The sequence below is a fragment of the Nonomuraea corallina genome, assembly GCF_027620315.1.
Classification (GTDB): domain Bacteria; phylum Actinomycetota; class Actinomycetes; order Streptosporangiales; family Streptosporangiaceae; genus Nonomuraea; species Nonomuraea corallina.
Genome location: NZ_JAPNNL010000142.1, coordinates 1 through 19,746 on the forward strand (window position 1 = coordinate 1; position 19,746 = coordinate 19,746).

Genomic DNA, 19,746 nt, shown 5'->3' on the forward strand with positions numbered 1-19,746 from the left:
TTCACCCCATCGGGGTGAGCTTGCGAGATCTGGCTGCTTGATGTGACACGGCCAAGGACGTCGTACTCGAACCGGCTCACGAGCCCGGTCGGCTCGGTCTGCTCCCCGAGGTCACCGGATGCCGTGTAGCGCATGGTCCAGGTGTTGTTCTTCGGGTCGGTCCAGGTCTTCAGGAGGCCCGCCGGAGTCGTCCCGCTATTGACGGCCGGTTCGGTCCCGTCGGTGTACGTGACCGAGATCGATCGGCCATTGGGGAAGTCGAGAGTGGGCGGGGTCGTTTCCTTGATCTGCTCGCCGTACGCGTTGTACTCGATCTTCGTGAGGTATCTGTTGTCCGTCTCCCCCGACGAACGTGCGTCTCGATAGGTGAGTTGGCGGTCGTTCAGCGGATCGAACTCGTCATCCTCGTCCACGTGATAGGTGGCGTATTCCCTGTGGCAGGTATTCGAGGTCCTGCAGGTCCTGATGCTGAGCACGTTGCCGCGCTTGTCGTTGTACTGGCGGGTGACGTTGCCGTTCCGGTCCGTCACCCTGCTCAGGAAGCCGCCGGTGTCGTACTTGTACTCGGCCTTGAAGTTTTCCTGATCGATCTCATGGACTATGCGGTTTCCACGCCATTCGTCATATCCGTGGGTCACCGTGCCGTTCCGCGGATCAGTGACTTTGACAGTGGCGACCTTGTTGATCCAGTCCGTGCTCGGCTTTCCGAGCTGCCACGTTCCTCCGTGGCGGTCGGTGTGCGTCTTGAGACGATCAGTGGCTGTGTCGTAGGTGTTCTCCACCCAGACCCGTCCCGACGGCCGGGTGATCTTCTTCAGCTTGTTGGGCGCCACGGCACGAGCCGCATAGTGTCCCTGGATCTCGGTGCCGGTGAGGGGCTTCCCGTAAATGGCGAACTCATCGATCGAACCCTTGAAAGCGAAGGCACCACTGGTATTGGGACCCCCGGGCACGTCAGTGGACCACCGGTTGGCGCGGTCACCGCTGCCGATGTAGGCATCCGACCGATACTCAGGGTAGAGAGCTCCGTTGAGCTCGCCCATCGGTTGGCCGTCAAGAAAAAGCTGCTGGTGTGAGCCATTGACGTTCAGCACGACATGGTGCCACTGATCGTCATTGACTGCGTTGGCGCTGGTGATCGGCGTGTACACCCACGACCCGCTGCTGTTCCTGATGTTGCCCAACTGGCCGCGCAGCCGTCCATCGATACCGACATACAAGACGGGCTGCGTGGCCCCGAACTCGTAACCGAACTGGGCGGCGGAGAAGATGATGCCGTTCTGCGAGGTCTTGAACCAGCCTTCGATCGACACCTCGTCCCGGAGCCGGGCCAGCAGGTAGGGCGGCAGTGCGACATGCGACTTGGTGAAGCCGCCGGCGGTGTCCGTGCTGCCTTCCAGCGCCCCTGGGCGTCCTACGGTGACGCTGGTGTAGATACCGGCGCGTCCGTCGCTGCCTTCGTTGGCGGCCGGTTCGTGCTGGGCGTCTCCAAGCCGCCAGTATCCGACAGGGTCGGAGTCGCGGACAAGTCCTCGATAGCGTGACCCGTCCTGGTAGCTGTAGGTCGCGCAGTTGGGGGCGGCGACTGGAGCGCAGACCGATGTGAGGGTGTCGCCGCTGTAGCTGTAGGTCCAGGTAGCGCTCTCTCCGTCCACCGGGTCGGTGGATACGGACGCCACCCGTGAGCCTGACCAGGTGAAGTGGAGAGATCTCCCTCCAGCGCCTGTGGCGCGACCCAACTTGCCGTCGCTGCCGTACTCCAGCGTCTGCTCGCGGCCACGTGCGTCTGATATCCGTAGCAGGCGCCCCGACGAGTCGAATTGGAAACTGGTCGACGACTTGTCCATGAGGCGCCAGCCACCGCCGTCCACATCGGCGAGCCTGACGTGCATGCCTGGGGGCGGTTGGTAACTGCCGTCGCCCTTGTCAGCGAATCGCACCCGCCGACCATCTGGATAATGAATCAGAACGCCGTCCGGTTCCTCCATCAGTCTCATGTCCCAGACGGTCGTCCACCCCGCGCCGAAGATTCCATCGGTTCGGCTATCCAGGCTGTTGTACGTTCGGGTCACGGCAAGAGGCGGACCGGCTACGGAGACCTGTGCGTCCGTCACCGTCGTCGTGTAATTCCCGGCGATCGGGGAGAACTCCTGGGATCCTCCCGCTCCCAGGAGCGAGCTGCTCAAGGGCTGGCGAGCGCCCGTGGTGAATGACTGCCGTTCACTTTGATCCGAGTCACGACTTACGGGGTCGACGATACGCACCCACCACTCGTATTCTTGACCCCACTGGAGGTTGCCTGCCGGAACCCGCCAGGTGTTCTCCCCTGTTCGCTTGCCCGACTGAAAACACTCTGGGGTGGGCGGTGGATTCTCGGAGTCCGGGTCTTCCTCCAGTACTTCGCACACGTTGTAGTAGAAGTCAAAATCGGCTTGGGTGCCCCCGCCCATGCTGGTCGCCTCGACAGTGAGGAGGGGCGTCACCGTGCCCATGAGTGTGCCGTGTTCCGGATACGTGTCGTCAATCAGCGGCCAGCCCAGGACCTCTTGCTCACGTTGCTCGGCGCGAATAACGCCGGATGGCAGGCCTCTTGTAGCCGTCCCGTCTGTCGAAGCAAGCCGATCCTCCAATGGCAGAGCGCCTCGCACCGGCGCCTGCATGACCTGCTCTTCCCGTTCTGCCTGGTTGTGGACCTGAGTGGTCGATCCACTTACCACACTTGACAGAACGCCGGACGTTCCCCTCATCTGCACCGGTACGACCAACTCACCCTGGGCGGCGTAGTCCGTGGCCGCCACAAACGAATCGGCCTGGACGGGTCCAGCCGAAAGTGTGAACAGTCCTGGCAGCAGAGCCACCAGCATGAAGGAAACAAACAAGGCCGAACGAGCCCATGCCAAAGTCCGGCGCATACGCCATCACACTCCGACCCAACGAGGCATCAAAAGACGCCGACCGTCAACCCCACCCGGACGCCGGCAACGGGGATGCCTGACTCGCTCGGCTCGGAGCTATATACAAACGAACAGAGCGTAACTTCGGCATGATCACTCGACAAGAGTGAAATGAGTAATCATTCAGCGGCGGAATGCGACGTGTCCATTCGGCGCGTGGGCCAGGCGATGTCGTCGACCGCCAGGAACGGCTCGTCGGCCACCGTCGCCGGCGTCGCTCCGGTGAAGGCCATGACGTCGCGGTGGAGGTGCGACTGGTCGGCGTAGCCGGTCTCGGCCGCGACCCGGGCCGCGGCCTCGCCCGCGACCAGGCGGTGGGCGGCGTGGTCGAAGCGGACCAGTGTGGCGGCGCGTTTGGGCGGCAGCCCGAGCTGTGACCGGAACCGGTTCCACAGGCGTTTACGGCTCCATCCGATCTCGTCCGCCAGCCCGTCGACCCGGACCAGGCCACGGCCGCTGACGATCCGGTGCCAGGCCCACGCCACCTCCGGGTCCACGGGCGGCCCCGCCTCATGCAGGCGGGCGAGCAGCGCGTCCGCGCGTGCGAAGCGGTCCTGCCACGACGGGGCGTCCTCCAGCTCCTCGCGGATCCGGGACGACTCCCGGCCCCACAGGTCGTCGAGGGAGACCACGGCGCCGTCGAGGTCGGCCGGGGACACGCCCAGAACCGCGCGTGCGATCACCGGAGACAGGCGGACCTGCACGCACGCGACGTTCTCACCGCGCGCCCGGACCGCTCCCCCGGCCCCCGCCCCGGGCCCGGCGACGACGCTTCCCGACTGCCGCCCGCCGCCGGCGTCGTCCAGGACGGGCGTACCGGCTCCGAAAGCCAGCAGCAGCGTCACGGCCGGATGCGGCACCACCCGCAGCGCGTCCAGGTCATGGATGCGGAACCCGGCCATGGTGACCCCGTCCACCCGGCTGGCCCGTGGCGGGCAGGCGACCTCCCACACGGCCGTGCCATGCACGAATGTCCGCACCGCCCCATGCTACGTAAACCGTACGGGGGTGACATTCGTTCAATACCTCGCCCAGCACCGACGCCGACAGTGGACCCATGACTGTTTCTGACGACCGGTCGCGCATCGACGGCGACCCCGAGACCACCGTCCTGCCCTTGGACGACGGCGACATCCACGTGTACCAGGACGGCCCGCGCGATGCCCCCGCGCTCCTGCTCATCCACGGGTCGGCGTCCTCGGCCCGCTCCTGGGACGCGATGGTCCCGCTCATGACGGGATCTCATCGCGTCATCCGGATCGACCTGCTCGGGCACGGCCGGTCGGCCAAACCGGCCGGTCCCGGCTACGCGACCTCTGACCAGGCCAGCCGGGTCGGCGCGGCACTGGACCTGCTCGGCGTCGGCCACGTCACGGTAGTGGGCCATTCCAGCGGCGGCGCGGTCGCCACCGCCCTGGCCGAACAGCGGCCGGACCTGGTCACCGCGCTCGTACTGATCAACACCGGGCCCTCTCTGGCCTCCTTCATCGCGTCGGAGGCCGTCCCCATCAGCCCCGCGCAGTGGCCGCCCACAGCCGAGCAGATCCGCCAGTTCGCGAGCACCGGTTTCAGCCGCCCCGGCTATCAGATCCCGCGGGCGTTCCTGGACGACGTGCGCATGATGACCTATCACACGCTGGTCACGTCGATGCAGGGCACCACGGAGTATCTGGGCCGCCGACCGCTCCCGGATCGGCTGGCGGTGCTCGGCAAGCCATTACTGGTGATCTTCGGCGAGGACGACCGCAGGTGGCGGTCCACGTCCGCCGCCGACTACCGCGCCGTCCCCGGCGCGCGGGTCGAGCTGCTGCCCGGTGTCGGCCACACGCCCATCCTCGAGGACCCGGAGCGGACCGCCGCGCTCCTCCTGTCCTTCACCACACAGGTGGGCTGAACGAGCGACCGGAGCCGTCAGGTCCCGGTGCCGAAACCGTCGAGCGTCTCCCGTTCCTCAAGACTCTTCAGCTCCTGGAAGACCGTGATGTGCAGGCCGCCGGGGGTGTCGAGGCGGGCGTTCAACGACTGCCAGGGCGTGACGGTCGGCGGCGCGACCTCGTCGGCTCCGGCGGACACCAGGCGGTCGGCCGTCTCCCGCGTGTCGTCCACCTCGAACGCGACCCGGAACTTGGGCGCCACCTGACGGCCGACCTCCACGTCGTCGATCATCCGCTTCTGCGCCGGGTTGGCGATCTCCAGCGTCGCCCGTCCCGCCTCCAGGATCACCACCTCAGCTCCGTCACCCCCGGAGAAGGCCGCCTGCTCCGGCAACCCCAGCACGTCCCGGTAGAAGGCGACGGCCGCCTCGTAATCCTCCGCCTCCACCACCAGCCGCAACTGCCTGACAGCACCCGGCTTCCGCTCAGCTGACATCGTCATCCCTTCTCGGCAATCCTCGGCCCTGGACGTTCGTCTCATGTCGTCAAAATTCTGGCAGAACGGTCCTGTCAGGCCGCCGCTCGCGACATGGGCTTGACGCAGTGCCTCCCCAGCCTCTGTTGCACTTGTTTCGACTGTTGCGGATAATGCGATTATAGGAAGGGGGTCGCCATGGGAGGCATCCAGGTCAAGCGCTCGATCGAGCCGGGGTCGATGGACGCCCAGGTCGCAGCCCGAGCCGTCAGACGGATCAAGGACTATCTGATGAGACATCCCGAGAAGGAGGTCATCCCGGTTGCCGGGGAGATCGGCAACGAGGAGGCCCTGATTCTCCCGCGTGACGCCGTGAGCCTGCTGGCGTACATCCTGGCTCAGGCCGCGGAAGGCCGGGGCGTGTCGGTTGTTCCGTCCCACGCTGAGCTCACCACCCAGCAGGCGGCGGACATGCTGAACGTGTCCCGGCCGTACCTGATCAGATTGCTGGAGGACGGCGCGGTCCCCTACCGGCTGGTGGGAAAGCACCGTCGCATCACCGTTGAGGATCTCATGGCGTACATACGGCGTGATGATCTGAAGCGGCGGTCCGCTGCCGACGACCTCGCCTCCCTTGGCCAGGAGCTGGGGATCTGACGTGGCCTTCGTCGTGGTCTACGACGCCAACGTCCTCTACGGCAACACTCTCCGGGACCTGCTCATCCGCATCGCGCAGGCCGACATCGTGCAAGCCAAGTGGACGAACGCAATCCTGGACGAGACGCTTCGTAACCTGGCGGCCGATCGCCCCGACATTCCGGCGGGCAAGCTCTCGAGATTGCGTGACCTCATGAACGCCGCAGTCCGAAACTGCCTGGTTGAGGGGGTACGAGCCGCTGATCGAAGGGCTGAAGCTTCCGGATCCGGATGACCGGCATGTACTCGCGGCCGCGATCAAGGCGGGCGCCCGGGTGATCGTCACATCCAATCATAAGGACTTCCCGGCGGAGGAACTAGCCACCTGGAATATGGAGGCCCAGTCGCCGGACGACTTCATCCATGATCAGATCGAGCTGGACGACCGGATCGTGTGGGCATGTGTCCAACGGATCGTGGACTCCCGCGTCAACCCGCCGGAGACGATCGAGGACGTGCTCAACGCGCTGGAGAGGGCCGGCTTGGTGGAGTCGGTCGCCGCACTGCGTAGCGGCCGGTTCGGCGCATGACGCTCTGCTCGCCGAAAGAGGCGGCGAGCAGCAAAGGCCTCTCACTGACCCTCCTGCCGTCCGATCATCTCATGCCCGGCAGATGCGGAAGAGGACCGGCCATGGGCGGGACACGGATGGGGAACGTGCCGGTTCGGGCAGCAGATCATGCCGAGGGTGACGAATCGGCCGCCGTGCAACCACTCGCCCCACTGCACGTCCACGCCCCGGCGCAGCAGGTCGCGGGCGGTCTCCAGCCGTTCCTCGACCGGGACCCGCTCCGGCAGCAGCAGCGCCGTGCGCGTCTTGTCGTACTCGTCGGCCAGCCACGCGACCGCCGGTGCCACCTCTTCGAAGGTGGCGGCCATCCGGGACCTGGGTTTGAGGAGCCAGTCGCCGGTGCGCATGGGTGGCAGCAGGGAGGCGGAGAAACCCGGTGAGGCAGGGCGGCGGTCGGCCTCGTTGGCACGTTCCACTCCCGGGCCGGTCCAGTGATAGCCGTGCCAGTGCATGGTGAGGCGCTCCCGGTAAGGTCTGGGGGGTGGCGGCCCCTGCATGCTTCGATCAGGCAGGGGCCGCCGTCTTCGCGGGTGAGGCTTACAGGATGGACAGCCCGGCGGCGCGAAGCTCGTTACCGGTGAACCGGAGCGTCCCGGCATCAGGGTTCTTCGAGTCACGCACCGCGTAGGCGTCCTCCACGCCCGGGATGGGGGCGATCAGGACACAGCTCTCCATGTCCTCCTCCTGCTGGTTGCCGCCGCATGCCCGGCTGAAGGACACGCCTTCGAGGTGACAGCCGTACAGATCCACCCGGTTCTCCTCTCGTCGATGAACGGTGACGTCATGGGTGCGCACCGTCACGGGGAGACCGTAACAGTCACACTGTAGTACGCCATGTCATGCAGCCGATCGCTAACTTATTCTGTGGCGACCTAGTGTGATGCACGTGGTGGAGCTGAAGCCGAATCGCCCCAGGTGGCGCCAGGTGTACGAGATCATTCGAGGTCGGATCGAGACCGGCGTGTACGCTCCTGGGGCCAAGATTCCCACCGTGCTGGAGCTGGTAGCGGAGTTCCAGATCGCCAACGTGACCGCGCAGAAGGTCTACAGGAAACTCCGCGAGGAGGGCCTGATCTACACCGAACCCGGCATGGGCAGTTTCGTGGTCGAAGAAGAAAGCGACCCTCTCCAGTCATAGAACGCGACCGTCATCGACGCGACGCGCAGCTTCGCGAGCGGCCACGCGTCCATGCGCGCGGCCGCTCGCGTAACGGACCGCAGGTCAGCTGAACGTGACGTCGCTGCAGAAGTAGTACGTCTGGTCCATGTGGGACGCCTTCCAGATCGTGTAGATCACGTGGCGGCCGGTGCGTGAGCCCTTGGTCAGGCCGGTGATCAGGTAGTTCTCGGCGGGCGCGTATCTGGGGGTCTCGCGGACGAGTTCCAGGTGGTTCCAGCCGAGCGGGGTCGTGGTGGCGTCGTAGCCCTGGCGGGTGATGTAGACCCTGATGTAGTCGGCGCCGTGGCGGGCCTGGTCCTGCAGCCGGAGGTTGAACGAGCTGCCGAGGCTCGTCGTGGTCCAGGCGCCGGGGGTGTCCATGGAGCGGTAGCGGCCGTCCTGGGTGCGGCCGGCGCTGCAGAGCTGGCCGTTGGGGACGGCGGCCTGGTGGTTGCCGCCGACGTTGTCGCGGTAGAGGCCGTTCCAGTTCCACATGGCGTTGGCGTTGTCCTGCCAGGCCTGCCAGCACATCGGGTCCTGCTGCCGCATGGCGGGGTTCTGGAAGTCGCTGCCCCAGCGCAGCCAGCAGCCGTAGTTGCGGGTGGCGGGGTCGACGATCGAGCCGTGCGCCGAGGCGGTGCCGGTCAGGGGCAGGGCGAGGAGGGTCACCGTGGCGGCGAGCAGCGCGAGGATGCGCCGCGCCCGGCGGCGGGGTCCGGCGTGCGACATAGTGCGGTCTCCGTGTTCCGGTAGGGGGCCGGGGGTGGGAGCGCTCCGTGCGGGTGACCGTATCTGACACGTGGAAGTCCACGCCAATGACATTCCAGGTCAAAGGTCGAACGTCGTGCCGGAACAGGGCGGATGAGCAGCGGAAAAGGCTTTCCGATCACGTTTCGTACGGCTGAAAATTTCAACGTCAGCAGTAGTGGAGAGCTCGCGTGCGGAAGTCCGCCGGTGAGAGGAAGGTGTCCACGTCGGCATGCTGGGTGGCCATCTGGATCAGGATCCTGTCCTCCGGGATCTCGGCGGCCATCGTGAACCGCGTTCCCGCCAGGTAGGCGTACGGCTCGGTCCGGTAGGCGCGGATCTCGTAGGACCGGCCCTCCCGCAGGTCCAGTGACCCTTCGGTGACCCGCCAGCCCGCGGGCGGCCGGGCCAGGCTCATGCGGTCCGTGTCGCCGGTGAGCGGCGGGGCCGAGATCTCCGCCTGGTCCAGCCGATCCTCACCGGTGACGTCGTAGATCACGACGCTGTCCGGCGGCTCGCCGTCACACCACAGGGCGAACATGGTCAGCTTGCCCTAGGCGTTCACGGTGACCCCGGTGAGGCCCATGACCTCGGGACTGGTGGGCACGGGGAAGCAGGCGGAGGTACCGACGACCAGCACTGCGGCAAGCGTCGCGCGCCACAGGCTCACGTGAGGTAACCGGGGTTGGCGACGGCGAGTTTGGCGCGTACGGCCTCCTTGAGCAAGGGCTCCAGCATGGGGTTGTCGTCGAGGCGGCCCTCGCGGATGGCGGCGGCGAGCTCGGCGTCGGAGGCGACGCCGAGGGCGGCCAGGCGGGTCTCGTGGTCGAGGGCCTGGGACGGGCCGAGCTCGATCTCGCGTTCGACCATGGCGAGGACGTTGATGGCGACCCTGGTGTGGAAGCGGACCCGGCCCTCGGTCGCCGGGAGCACATCGGAGGCGAGGAACTCGCGGACCGCGGCGACCAGCTGGGCGGATGTCGGGGCGTCATGCATGCCGTTCTCCGTTGACCGGACAGTCGTTTTCGGTTGAGATCCTTGCATGAGTTTCGCCGTTCCTGACAGAGTCCGCCCGTTGCGGGATGCCGTGTATGCGTTCATGACCGAACGAGTGGAGCCGGCCGAGCCCGCGCTGCACGAGGGCGGCCGGGAGGCGCTCCGCGAGCTGCAGGAGGAGGCGAAGAAGGAAGGGCTCTGGGCCCTCGGCCATCCGAAGGAGCTGGGCGGCGGCGGGCTGCCGTTCCTCGACTACGTGTACGTCAACGAGGTGCAGGGGCGCAGCGAGTACGGGCAGCTCGCGCTCGGCACGTACACCCTGCAGGACTCGCTCATGCTGTACGAGCACGCGACCGACGAGCAGCGGGAGCGGTATCTGGCGCCGCTGGTGCGGGCCGAGATCTCGCCGAGTTTCGCGATGACCGAGCCGGCGGTGTCGAGCAGCGACCCGACGCAGCTCGCGACGCGGGCGGTGCTCGACGGCGACGAATGGGTGATCAACGGGCACAAGTGGTTCACCACGGGCGCGTCGCAGGCGGCTTACACGACCGTGATGTGCCGGACCGAGGACGACGCGCCGCCGCACCTGGCGTTCTCGATGATCCTCGTCCCGACGGACACGCCCGGCTACACGATCGTGCGCGACACGCCGGTGCTCGGGCTGCACGGGTCGCACTGCGAGGTGCGGTACGAGAACGTGCGGGTCCCGGCGGGCAACCTGCTGGGGCGGCGCGGGCACGGGTTCGTGATCGCGCAGAAGCGGCTCGGGCCGGGGCGGATCTTCCACTGCATGCGGTGGCTGGGGCAGGCGCAGCGGGCGTTCGACCTGATGTGCCGCCGGTTGCACGAGCGGACCGCGTTCGGTGAGCCGCTGGCGAAGAAGCAGCTGATGCGCCAGCACGTGTTCGACTCGTACGCGGAGATCCAGGCGGCGCGGCTGCTGACGTTGCAGGCGGCGCAGGCGGTCGACGCCGGGAGTGACGCGCGGGTGGAGATCGGCGCGATCAAGGTCGTCGGGGCGCGGACGCTGCACAACGTCATCGACCGGGCGATCCAGGTGTACGGCGCGGCGGGGCTGACGCCGGACACGCCGCTGGACCGGATGTACCGGCACGCGCGGGCCGGGCGGATCTACGACGGGCCGGACGAGGTGCACGTCGACTCGGTGGGGCGGCGGATACTCGGCGAGTACGCGGCCGGCGGCACCTGGGAGTTCGGGCTCCGATGACGGACGCCGGCGCGGTGGTGCGGGAGGCCTTCGGCGACGGGGCCTCGGCCGAGGGGCTGGTGCGGCTGCCCGGCGGGGCGTCGCGGGAGACGTGGGCGCTGGACGCGGTCACGCCCGGCGGGGTACGGCATCCGCTGATCCTGCGGTCGGGGGCCGAGGGCGGGCTGGGCGCCGGGCTGAGCGCGGAGGCGCGGCTGATGCGGGCCGCGCGGGAGGCCGGGGTGCCGGTGCCCGGCGTGGTGGCCGAGGGCGGGTCGTACGTGCTCATGGAGCGGATCGACGGGGAGACGATCCCGCGGCGGATCCTGCGCGACGACGCCTACCGGGAGGCGCTGCCGAGGCTGGCCGGGCAGTGCGGGGAGGCGCTGGCGGCGATCCACCGGATGCCGCTGTCGGCGCTCCCCCAGGCCGGCGACGTGACCGGTGATCCCGGTGATCCGCTGGATCAGTACCGGGAGGCGCTGGACGCGACCGGGGAGCCGCATCCCGTCTTCGAGCTGGCGCTGCGCAGACTGGCCGCCGCGCGGCCGGACAGCGGCCGGCGGACCGTGGTGCACGGCGACTTCCGCAACGGCAACCTGATCGTCGGCCCTGAGGGCGTCCGGGCGGTGCTCGACTGGGAGCTGGCGCACGCCGGCGACCCGATGGAGGACCTCGGCTGGCTGTGCGTCAAAGCGTGGCGGTTCGGCTCGCCGCTGCCGGTGGGCGGCTTCGGCTCCTACGACGACCTCGTGACCTCGTACGAGAAGGCGTCGGGACACCCGGTGGACCGGGAGGCGCTGCGCTGGTGGGAGACGTTCGGGGTGCTCAAGTGGGGGGTCATCTGCGCCGTGCAGGCGCGGCGGCACCTGTCCGGCGAGTCGCGGTCGGTGGAGCTGGCGGCGATCGGCCGTCGGGTGTGCGAGAACGAGTGGGACCTGCTGGCCATGCTGGAGGAAAACCCGTTGCGGTGAGTGCTCCGGGCACCGCAGGCTGAGGCGGTGGCCATCCTGGAGGCGATCGAGCTGGTCAAGCGGTTCGGCCCGGTTCTCGCGGTCGACGGGCTGAGTTTCGAGGTCGGCGACGGGGAGGTCGTGGGGCTGCTGGGGCTCAACGGCGCCGGCAAGTCGACGACGCTGCACATGCTGCTCGGGCTGATCACTCCCGACGCGGGCCAGGTGCGGGTGTTCGGGCTGGATCTGGCGCGGCACCGCACCGAGGTGCTCAGCCAGGTCAACTTCGCCGCGAGCTACGTGGACCTGCCGGGGCCGCTGCTGGTGCACGAGGTGCTGGACGCGTTCGCCCGCCTGTACGCGGTGCGGCGGCCCCGCGCGCGGGTGGCGGAGATGATCGAGCTGCTGGAGCTGGGGCCGCTGCGCGACCGGCGGATGATGGACCTGTCGTCCGGCCAGCGCACCCGCGTCCAGCTGGCCAAGGCGCTGCTGAACGCGCCCCGGCTGCTGGTGCTGGACGAGCCGACGGCCAACCTGGACCCGGACGCGGGCGACCGGATCCGCGCCCTGCTGTCGCGGGGGTCGCGGGAGGGCGGCGGCGCGATGCTGATCACCTCGCACAACATGCGCGAGGTGGAACGGATGTGCGACCGCATCCACTTCATGGCGGCGGGGCGGATCGTGGCGACCGGGACGCCGGCCGAGCTGGCCGGCCACTACGGGGCCGAGGACCTGGAAGAGGTGTTCCTGAAGGTGGCGCGCGGATGACGGCCCTGACGCTGCCGCCACTCGGCTGGCCGGCCCGGTGGCAGCGGGTCCTCGGCGTGGTGCGGCGCGACTTCGCGGCGCTGCGCCGCAGCCCGATCAGGATGTTCGAGATCCTGTTCTGGCCGACGGTGGAGCTGCTGCTGTGGGGGTTCGTGACGCTGTTCCTGCAGACGCAGCGGGTGCCGTTCGTGGTCACGTTCCTGATCGGGGCCGTGCTGCTGTGGCAGGTGCTGCAGAAGGCGAGCAACGAGATCTCGATCGCGTTCCTGGAGGACATCTGGTCCAGGAACCTGCTGAACGTGCAGGTGAGCCCGCTGTCGAGTGTCGAGTACCTGGCCGGCCTGGTGCTGTTCTCGCTGGGCAAGGTGGCGTTCGCGATCACGGTGATGGGGGGGCTGGCCTACGCGCTGTACGGGTTCGGGGTGACGGGCCTGGGCGTGGGGCTGGTGCCGTTCATGGGGGTGCTGCTGGTGTTCGGCTGGTCGCTCGGGCTGGTCGGCATCTCGGCGGTGCTCAGGTTCGGCGAGAACGCCCAGGTGATCGCCTGGTCGCTGGTGTTCGTGGTGCAGCCGCTGGCCGGGATCTTCTATCCGGTCTCGGTGCTGCCGGAGCCGCTGCGGGTGGTGGCCTGGTTCACGCCCGCGTCCCACGTGTTCGAGGGCATGCGGACGGTCATGGCGGGCGGCGCGGTGCCGTGGGACCGGATGGCGTGGGCCACCGGGCTGAGCGTGGCGTGCGTGGGGGCGGCGATGGCGCTGTTCGGGTGGGCTCTGCGGTACGCGCGCGCCCACGGGAAGCTGTCCCGGTTCGGCGACTGACGGCGGGCCGGAGGCCTTCCGGTCTCGGGGGGTGCGCCGTGGAGCGCCGGCCGGTCGGCTGGCAGACTGCCCCCAGAGGAAACGCCATGGGAGGTCGACGTGTCCGACGAGTACGACGTCATCGTGATCGGAGCCGGCCCCGCCGGGGAGAACGTCGCCGACCGGGCGGTGCGCGGCGGGCTGTCCGCCGTGATCGTGGAGGAGCGCCTGGCCGGGGGCGAGTGCTCCTACTGGGCGTGCATCCCGAGCAAGGCGCTGCTGCGCCCGGTCGAGCTGGCCGCCGAGGTGTCCCGGGTGCCGGGCCTGGAGACGACGCCGATCGACACGCGGGCGGTGCTCGCCCGCCGCGACGAGGCGGTCAGCGGGTACGACGACGCCGGTCAGGTGCGGTGGGTGGAGAGCGTGCCGGCGGCGTTCGTGCGCGGCCGCGGCCGGCTCGACGGCCCGCGCCGGGTGGTCGTCGACCTCCCCGGCGGCGGCGAGCGGGTGCTGACCGCCCGCCACGCGGTGGTGCTGGCGACCGGCAGCGTCGCGTCGGTGCCGCCCGTGCCGGGGCTGCGGGAGGCGAAGCCGTGGACGAGCCACGAGGTGACCGCCGCCGCCTCCGTGCCCGGCCGGCTGGCGGTGATCGGCGGCGGCGTGGTCGGCTGCGAGATGGCGCAGGCCATGCACGGCCTGGGCGCCCGGCGGACGACGATGCTGGTGCGCGGCGGCGGGCTGCTGGACCGCATGGAGCCGTTCGCGGGTGAGCTGCTCGCCGAGTCGTTCAAGGAGTCGGGCATCGACGTGCGGCTGCGTACCGGGGTGGAGCGGGTGGAGCGGCCCGAACCGGGCGGCGAGGTGACCCTGCACCTGTCGCAGGGCCCGCCGGTCGTGGCCGACGAGGTGCTGGTGGCCACCGGCCGCAAGCCCGCCGTGCGGGGCCTGGGCCTGGAGACCGTCGGGCTGCCGCAGGACCGGCCGGTCGAGGTGGACGACAGCCTGCGCGCGACCGGGGTGGCGGACGGCTGGCTGTACGCGGTGGGCGACGTCAACGGGCGCAACCTGCTCACCCACATGGGCAAGTACCAGGGGCGGGCGTGCGGCGACGTGATCGCGGCCAGGGCCGCCGGGGCGCGGGACGACCTGCCCGCGATGCGCGCGTCCGCCGACGGGGCCGGGCCGCCGCAGGTGGTGTTCACCGACCCGCAGATCTGCTCGGTGGGCCGCACCGAGGCCGCCGCCCGCGAGGCCGGGTTCCGGGTGCGGGCGGTCGAGTACGACCTGGCGAGCGTGTCCGGCGCCTACCTGCTCGGCGACGGCTACCGTGGCCGGGCCAAGGCGGTGGTGGACGAGGACCGCGGGGTGCTGCTCGGCGTCACCTTCGCCGGGCCGGGCACGGCCGAGCTGCTGCACTCGGCGACCGTCGCGGTGATCGGCGAGGTGCCGCTGGAGCGGCTCTGGCACGCGGTGCCGTCGTTCCCCACGGTGAGCGAGGTGTGGCTGCGGCTGCTGGAGACCTACGGTCTCTGACCGCCGCGCAGGTAGGCGACGGTCATCTCGCCCACCATGCGGCGCAGCCTGTCGCGGTGCTCGGGCGCGGTCATGTCGCGCCCGAACAGCGCGCCGAAGGTGTGCTGGTTGGCCACCCGGAAGAAGCAGAACGCGCTGATCATCATGTGCACGTCGACGGCGTCGGCCTCGGTGGCGAAGTCGCCGCTCGCCTTGCCCGCCTCCAGGATGCGCTCGATGACGCCGAGGACGGGGGTGCCGAGGTTGGCCAGGGCCTGCGACTTGCGGATGTGCTCGGCCTCGTGGATGTTCTCGATCGCGACGAGCTTGATGAAGTCGCGGTGCGCGTCGTGGTGGTCGAACGTCAGCTCCGCCAGCGTGCGGATCGCCTCGACCGGCGCCAGGTGCTCCACGTCGAGCTCGCGCTCGGCGGCGCGGACCACCGAGTAGGCGTGCTCCAGGACGGCGATGTAGAGCTTCTCCTTGCTGCCGTAGTAGTAGTAGATCATGCGCTTGGTGGTGCGCATCAGCTCGGCGATCTCGTCCACCCGCGCCCCCGCGTAGCCGCGCCTGGCGAACTCCCGCAGGGCGACCTCGAGGATCTCCGCCCTGGTGCGGTCGGCGTCGCGCCGGCGCTCACCGGTGGCTGGCTGCGAGGTCATGTGGCTCCACGGGACGGCGGGGGGACGATGCGCCTCATCCTATGACCGCTCCGCGTGCTGCACCGCCAGCCGGACGGCCGCGTTGGCGGCGCCGTACCCGCCGTATCCGCCGATCCGCTGCACCAGTTCGAAGAAGACCTGCCCGGCGGTCACGGTGTACAGGTGGAGGAACTCTCCCCGCTCGTCCCTGTCGTACAGCAGCCCCAGCTCCCTGATCTCCGGGTCGGTCGCGTACCTGGCCTCCAGATGGTCGTGATAGTTGGCCGGGATGGGCAGCAGCAGGCCGGGATGCTCGGCGCGCAGCCGCCGGGCGAGCGCCCGCAGGTCGCGGACGGCGAACGCGACGTGCTGCCGGGGCGCCTGGTGGGCGCCCACCACCCTGGCGATGTTGACGACCAGGCGGGTGCCGCCGCCGGCCAGGGCGCGGCTGCGCAGCAGGCCGTACGGGTCGGCGACCTCCATGCTCTCCTGCGGGCGCAGCCCCAGCACGCTGCGGTAGAACAGCGACGCCTCGTCGAAGTGCTGCCACGGCTGGGTGAGCGCGACGTGATCGATCCCGGTCACGTCCCCGTCCGGTACGGGCGACTCACGCGGGAAGTCGGCCGTCCAGTCGGGGTGGTCGGCGTGGCCGGTGCGGCAGAAGAACAGCGCGGTCCCGTCCGGGGCGGCGATGGCGTCCAGCGGGGCGTCGCGGGGCGCGCGCTCGCGCGGCAGCACCGGCGCCAGCAGCGTCTCGGCCCGCTTCACCGACGCGGCCGGGTCGGGCGTCTCCAGCCCGATCGCCACCAGCCCCGGCTCCGTCTCTTCCGGCGTGGCGGTCCCTTCGGTCGCGGGGTTCGCGTTGAGGAGGACGCGGGCGCCGCCCTGCTCCCACAGCTCGACCGGTTTGGTGCGGTGGGTTCCGGTACGGGCGAAGCCGAGGGCCGACAGGAGGGCGGGGAGCTCGGCGGAGCCGCCGGTGGCCAGTTCGGCGAACGCGAACCCCGAGGGCACGACCGGCGGCGCGCCGGACGGCAGCAGCGCCTCCTCCAGCGCGATCAGCGAGCGCATCGCGTCCAGCGCGGTCCTGCGGGCGTCGGACTGGCGGAAGACGTCGTTGAACACCTCCAGCGACAGCGGCCCCGCGTACCCGGTGGCGAGCACGTGCCGTACCAGGCCGGTCACGTCGAAGCCGCCCTGGCCGGGGAAGCAGCGGTAGTGGCGGCTCCACTGCAGCACGTCCATGGCCAGCCGGGGCGCGTCGGCGAGCTGCAGGAAGAACACCTTCTCCCCGGGGATCGCCTCGATGCCGATGGGGTCGGAGCCGCGCGAGAGGATGTGGAAGCTGTCCAGGCAGACGCCCAGCCCCTGGTGGCCGGCCATCCGCACGATCCGCCAGGCGTGCAGGTACTCGTTGACGTGCCGGCCCCAGGCGAGCGCCTCGTAGGCGATCCGGATGCCGTGACCGGCGGCCCGTTCGGCGAGCAGGTGGAGCTGCTCGGCGGCGAGCGCGTCGTCGGGCAGGGCGTCCGGGGAGACGTTCGAGCAGACGAGCAGGGTGTCCGCGCCGAGCCGGGTCATCAGCTCCAGCGTGTGCTCGGCCCGGCGCAGGTTGCCCCGCAGCACGTCGCCTGGCACCGCCTCGAAGTCGCGCAGCGGCTGGTACAGGTCGATGCCGAGACCCAGGTCGGCGGCGCGCCGACGGATCTCCTCGGGCGGCAGCGGGCAGGCGATCAGGTCGTTCTCGAACACCTCCACCGCGTCGAAGCCGGCCGCGGCGACCGCCTCCAGCTTCTCGGGCAGCGTGCCGCTCACGGACACGGTCGCGATGGACTTGCGCATGGCGTCCTCCGGTGGGGTCGGGGTGCCGGCGAGCCGGTCGGGGGCTGACGGGTGATCAGGTGGTGACGAGTTCGGTCAGGTGGGCGAGCATCCGCTCGGCGTCCGGCTTCCTGCCGGTGAACAGGTGGAAGGCGTGGGCGGCCTGGAAGACGACCATGCCGCCGCCGTCGAGCGTGCGGCAGCCCAGGGCGCGGGCGCGGCGCAGCAGTTCGGTCTCCAGCGGCCGGTAGACGATGTCGGCCACCCACAGGCCGGGGCGGAGCAGGGCGGCGGGCAGCGGCATCCCGGGGTGCTCCGCCATCCCGGTGGGGGTGGCGTGCACCAGCCCGTCCGCGTCCGGCAGCAGGGCGGGCAGGTCGCCGGGGACGGCGGGGCGCGCCCGGCCTTGGCCGAACCTGCCGGCCAGGTCCGCCGCGAGCGTCCGCGCCCGCTCCGGCTCCGCGTCCACCACCGTCAGCTCCTCCACGCCCAGGGTGAGCAGCGCGTGCCCGACGGCCGCCCCGGCCCCGCCCGCGCCGAGTTGCGTCACTCTGCCGGTGGGCGCGCCGGGCAGGTCGCGGGCGAACGACTCGGCGAAGCCGGTCCAGTCGGTGTTGTGCCCGACGGCGCGGTCGCCGTCGAACACCACCGTGTTGACCGCGCCCAGGGTGGCCGCGTCGGCGGACAGCTCGTCCAGGTGCGGGAGCACGGCGCGCTTGCACGGGTGGGTGATGTTGAGCCCGTCGAAGCCCAGCCGCCGCGCGGCCCGGAGCAGCTCCCCCACCTCGTCCGCGGCATCCGCCTCGATCAGCCGGTAGACGTAGGGGATGCCGAGGCGGGACGCCTCCCGCTCGTGCAGGGCGGGACTGAGCGACGGCCCGATGCCGGAGCCGATGAGCCCGATCAGGTAGGAGGTCATGCTCACCCTCAGGGATTATGTACGAACTAGTGAGTTAGTCATAACATCCCGGAGACCGCTCCGTGAAGACGCCCTTGACACGAGATGGCGGTCACAGGACCATGGCGAGCAATTAACTATCTAGTTCGTAACAAGTGAACGGCCCAAGACGGGGGGCACGGGCCCGCACTGAACGACGCCGCACCCCAGGGAGCCATCGTGACCGACCAACCCCCCGGTGCCCGCCAGGGCACGCCGCGCAAGGCGGCCGTCGCGGCCTGGATCGGCAGCGCGCTGGAGTACTACGACTTCTTCATCTACGGCAGCGCCGCCGCCCTCATCTTCTCCAAGGTGTTCTTCGACGAGTCCGATCCTGCCACGGCGACCCTCCAGTCGCTGGCCAGCTTCGGCGTCGCCTACGCCGCCCGGCCCGTCGGCGCGTTCTTCCTCGGCCACTACGGCGACCGGTTCGGCCGCAAGCGCATCATGGTGTTCACGCTCATCCTCATGGGCGTGTCGACGTTCCTCATCGGCTGCCTGCCGACCCGCGACCAGATCGGCGACCTCGCCCCGGTGCTGCTGGTCGTGCTGCGCGTCCTGCAGGGCCTGTCGGCCGCCGGCGAGCAGGCCAGCGCGAACTCCATGACCCTGGAGCACGCCCCGGAGCACCGGCGCGGCTACTACACCAGCTTCACCCTCAACGGCACCCAGTTCGGCCAGATCCTGGCCACCGTGGTCTTCATCCCGGTCGCGGCCATGCCGGAGGAGCAGCTGCTGTCGTGGGGCTGGCGGGTGCCGTTCTGGATGAGCGTGGTGGTGGCCGTGGTCGGCTGGGTGATCCGGCGCAAGCTGGAGGAGACGCCGGCGTTCGAGCGGGAGGTGGCCGAGGGCACGGTGCCGCGGATGCCGCTGTCCGTGCTCTTCCGCGACCACTGGGCGAGCGTGCTGCGGGTGGTGTGCGCGGCGCTGATCGCGACGGTCAGCACGATCTTCACCGTGTGGGCGCTCAACTACGCCGTCGAGAACGTCGGCCTGGACCGGGCCACCATGCTCTGGGTGAGCACCGTGGCCAACGCCTCGGCGCTGCTGGCCATCCCGCTGTGGGCGACGCTGTCGGACCGGATCGGCCGCAAGCCGGTGTTCCTCATCGGGGCCGTCGGCAGCCCGATCATGATCTTCGCCTACCTGGCGGCGATCAACTCCGGCAGCTACCCGATGATCTTCCTGGTCGGCATCCTCACCCTCGGCGTCGTCTACAGCGCCTCCAACGGCATCTGGCCCTCGCTCTACGGCGAGATGTTCACCACCAGGGTGCGGCTGTCGGGCATGGCCATCGGCACCCAGATCGGCTTCGCCATCGCCGGCTTCGCGGTCGCCTCGGCCGCCGGCATCGTCTCCCCCGAGGGCTGGCTCGGCCTGCAGGGCTGGGTGGGCGTGGGCATCTTCACCGCCATCCTGTGCGCGATCAGCGCGACGGCGGTGGCGACCGCCCGCGAGACGCACAAGGTCCCCACGGACCAGCTCGGCCTCAAGCCCGCCGACCGCGCCACCCCCGTCGGCTGACCCCTCCCCCCCGGGGGGGGGGCCGCCCCCCCCCCCCCCCCCGGCCGCCCCCCCCCCCGGGGGGGGGCCCCCGTGCCGTTCTCCGTGCGCGCACTTGGCGTCCCGTACGGGGCCGT

At 69.9% G+C, this 19,746-nt stretch carries 22 protein-coding genes; 11 read left to right on the forward strand and 11 right to left on the reverse strand.

What is annotated here, in order from left to right:
* Both OUY22_RS27505 and OUY22_RS27510 read right to left on the reverse strand, forming a co-directional pair.
* Nucleotides 1-2,864 (reverse strand): DUF6531 domain-containing protein (locus OUY22_RS27505; RefSeq protein ID WP_270158078.1); only part of this gene is annotated, 2,864 nt, incomplete at its 3' end.
* A gap of 209 nt (nt 2,865-3,073) precedes the next feature.
* A complete protein-coding gene (locus OUY22_RS27510; protein ID WP_270158079.1) occupies nt 3,074-3,934 on the reverse strand; it encodes an AraC family transcriptional regulator in 861 nt (286 codons plus the stop codon).
* 77 nt (nt 3,935-4,011) lie between these two features.
* Between OUY22_RS27510 and OUY22_RS27515 the strand changes: the two genes are divergently transcribed.
* A complete protein-coding gene (locus OUY22_RS27515; RefSeq protein ID WP_270158080.1) occupies nt 4,012-4,848 on the forward strand; it encodes an alpha/beta fold hydrolase in 837 nt (278 codons plus the stop codon).
* A 17-nt stretch (nt 4,849-4,865) separates the two neighbouring features.
* Here OUY22_RS27515 and OUY22_RS27520 read toward each other — a convergent pair whose 3' ends face one another.
* Entirely contained in the window at nt 4,866-5,324 is a 459-nt protein-coding gene (locus OUY22_RS27520; RefSeq protein ID WP_270158081.1) for a VOC family protein, read from the reverse strand.
* Between the two features lie 177 nt (nt 5,325-5,501).
* On the opposite strand from OUY22_RS27520, the gene OUY22_RS27525 reads away from it, so the two are divergent.
* From OUY22_RS27525 to OUY22_RS27535, 3 genes are read left to right on the forward strand one after another with little or no spacing between them, the layout of a single operon-like run.
* Entirely contained in the window at nt 5,502-5,960 is a 459-nt protein-coding gene (locus tag OUY22_RS27525) for a helix-turn-helix domain-containing protein (RefSeq protein WP_270158082.1), read from the forward strand.
* A 1-nt stretch (nt 5,961) separates the two neighbouring features.
* The gene (locus OUY22_RS27530) at nt 5,962-6,234 is read left to right on the forward strand and encodes a hypothetical protein (protein WP_270158083.1); all 273 of its coding nucleotides are present in this window, start codon (nt 5,962-5,964) and stop codon (nt 6,232-6,234) included.
* Nucleotides 6,182-6,529, forward strand: coding sequence for a PIN domain-containing protein (locus OUY22_RS27535; RefSeq protein ID WP_270158084.1), 348 nt, complete (start codon nt 6,182-6,184; stop codon nt 6,527-6,529). Before OUY22_RS27530 ends, OUY22_RS27535 begins: the two co-directional genes overlap by 53 nt.
* A 41-nt stretch (nt 6,530-6,570) precedes the next feature.
* On the opposite strand, the gene OUY22_RS27540 is transcribed toward OUY22_RS27535, so the two are convergent.
* Together OUY22_RS27540 and OUY22_RS27545 are read right to left on the reverse strand one after the other, a co-directional pair.
* A complete protein-coding gene (locus OUY22_RS27540) occupies nt 6,571-7,020 on the reverse strand; it encodes a hypothetical protein (RefSeq protein ID WP_270158085.1) in 450 nt (149 codons plus the stop codon).
* A gap of 85 nt (nt 7,021-7,105) precedes the next feature.
* Nucleotides 7,106-7,369: a DUF397 domain-containing protein gene (locus tag OUY22_RS27545; RefSeq protein WP_270158086.1), complete on the reverse strand. Its 264-nt coding sequence runs from the start codon at nt 7,367-7,369 to the stop codon at nt 7,106-7,108.
* An 85-nt stretch (nt 7,370-7,454) separates the two neighbouring features.
* On the opposite strand from OUY22_RS27545, the gene OUY22_RS27550 reads away from it, so the two are divergent.
* On the forward strand, nt 7,455-7,706 hold the full coding sequence (locus tag OUY22_RS27550) for a GntR family transcriptional regulator (protein WP_408638211.1): 252 nt from the start codon (nt 7,455-7,457) through the stop codon (nt 7,704-7,706).
* Between the two features lie 84 nt (nt 7,707-7,790).
* Here OUY22_RS27550 and OUY22_RS27555 read toward each other — a convergent pair whose 3' ends face one another.
* From OUY22_RS27555 to OUY22_RS27565, 3 genes are all read right to left on the reverse strand, one after another.
* Nucleotides 7,791-8,456: a lytic polysaccharide monooxygenase auxiliary activity family 9 protein gene (locus tag OUY22_RS27555; protein ID WP_270158088.1), complete on the reverse strand. Its 666-nt coding sequence runs from the start codon at nt 8,454-8,456 to the stop codon at nt 7,791-7,793.
* A 187-nt stretch (nt 8,457-8,643) separates the two neighbouring features.
* Entirely contained in the window at nt 8,644-9,015 is a 372-nt protein-coding gene (locus tag OUY22_RS27560; RefSeq protein WP_270158089.1) for a hypothetical protein, read from the reverse strand.
* 125 nt (nt 9,016-9,140) lie between these two features.
* Complete coding sequence (locus tag OUY22_RS27565; RefSeq protein ID WP_270158090.1) at nt 9,141-9,470, reverse strand: DUF6285 domain-containing protein; 330 nt, start codon at nt 9,468-9,470, stop codon at nt 9,141-9,143.
* Between the two features lie 46 nt (nt 9,471-9,516).
* Here OUY22_RS27565 and OUY22_RS27570 point away from each other — a divergent pair, with 46 nt between their 5' ends.
* From OUY22_RS27570 to OUY22_RS27590, 5 genes are all read left to right on the forward strand, one after another.
* The gene (locus tag OUY22_RS27570; protein ID WP_270158091.1) at nt 9,517-10,698 is read left to right on the forward strand and encodes an acyl-CoA dehydrogenase family protein; all 1,182 of its coding nucleotides are present in this window, start codon (nt 9,517-9,519) and stop codon (nt 10,696-10,698) included.
* Nucleotides 10,695-11,651, forward strand: a complete 957-nt coding sequence (locus tag OUY22_RS27575; RefSeq protein ID WP_270158092.1) for a phosphotransferase family protein — start codon at nt 10,695-10,697, stop codon at nt 11,649-11,651. The genes OUY22_RS27570 and OUY22_RS27575 overlap by 4 nt, the downstream gene beginning before the upstream one ends.
* Before the next feature lie 27 nt (nt 11,652-11,678).
* Nucleotides 11,679-12,398: an ABC transporter ATP-binding protein gene (locus OUY22_RS27580; protein WP_270158093.1), complete on the forward strand. Its 720-nt coding sequence runs from the start codon at nt 11,679-11,681 to the stop codon at nt 12,396-12,398.
* Entirely contained in the window at nt 12,395-13,216 is an 822-nt protein-coding gene (locus OUY22_RS27585; protein WP_270158094.1) for an ABC transporter permease, read from the forward strand. The genes OUY22_RS27580 and OUY22_RS27585 overlap by 4 nt, the downstream gene beginning before the upstream one ends.
* Before the next feature lie 99 nt (nt 13,217-13,315).
* Nucleotides 13,316-14,728 (forward strand): dihydrolipoyl dehydrogenase family protein, encoded by a 1,413-nt coding sequence (locus OUY22_RS27590; RefSeq protein ID WP_270158095.1) that lies wholly within the window; start codon nt 13,316-13,318, stop codon nt 14,726-14,728.
* Here the strand turns inward: OUY22_RS27590 and OUY22_RS27595 are convergent.
* Genes OUY22_RS27595 through OUY22_RS27605 form a run of 3 tightly spaced genes read right to left on the reverse strand, consistent with a single transcriptional unit; the run spans nt 14,716 to nt 18,088 of the window.
* On the reverse strand, nt 14,716-15,369 hold the full coding sequence (locus OUY22_RS27595) for a TetR family transcriptional regulator (protein WP_270158096.1): 654 nt from the start codon (nt 15,367-15,369) through the stop codon (nt 14,716-14,718). The genes OUY22_RS27590 and OUY22_RS27595 overlap by 13 nt on opposite strands.
* 39 nt (nt 15,370-15,408) lie before the next feature.
* Nucleotides 15,409-17,190 carry a sugar phosphate isomerase/epimerase and 4-hydroxyphenylpyruvate domain-containing protein gene (locus tag OUY22_RS27600; protein ID WP_270158097.1) on the reverse strand — a complete coding sequence of 594 codons (1,782 nt, stop codon included), beginning with the start codon at nt 17,188-17,190 and terminating at the stop codon, nt 15,409-15,411.
* 55 nt (nt 17,191-17,245) lie between these two features.
* On the reverse strand, nt 17,246-18,088 hold the full coding sequence (locus tag OUY22_RS27605; RefSeq protein WP_270158099.1) for a shikimate dehydrogenase: 843 nt from the start codon (nt 18,086-18,088) through the stop codon (nt 17,246-17,248).
* A 198-nt stretch (nt 18,089-18,286) separates the two neighbouring features.
* Between OUY22_RS27605 and OUY22_RS27610 the strand changes: the two genes are divergently transcribed.
* The gene (locus OUY22_RS27610; protein WP_270158098.1) at nt 18,287-19,630 is read left to right on the forward strand and encodes an MFS transporter; all 1,344 of its coding nucleotides are present in this window, start codon (nt 18,287-18,289) and stop codon (nt 19,628-19,630) included.
* Nucleotides 19,631-19,746 lie beyond the last annotated feature (116 nt).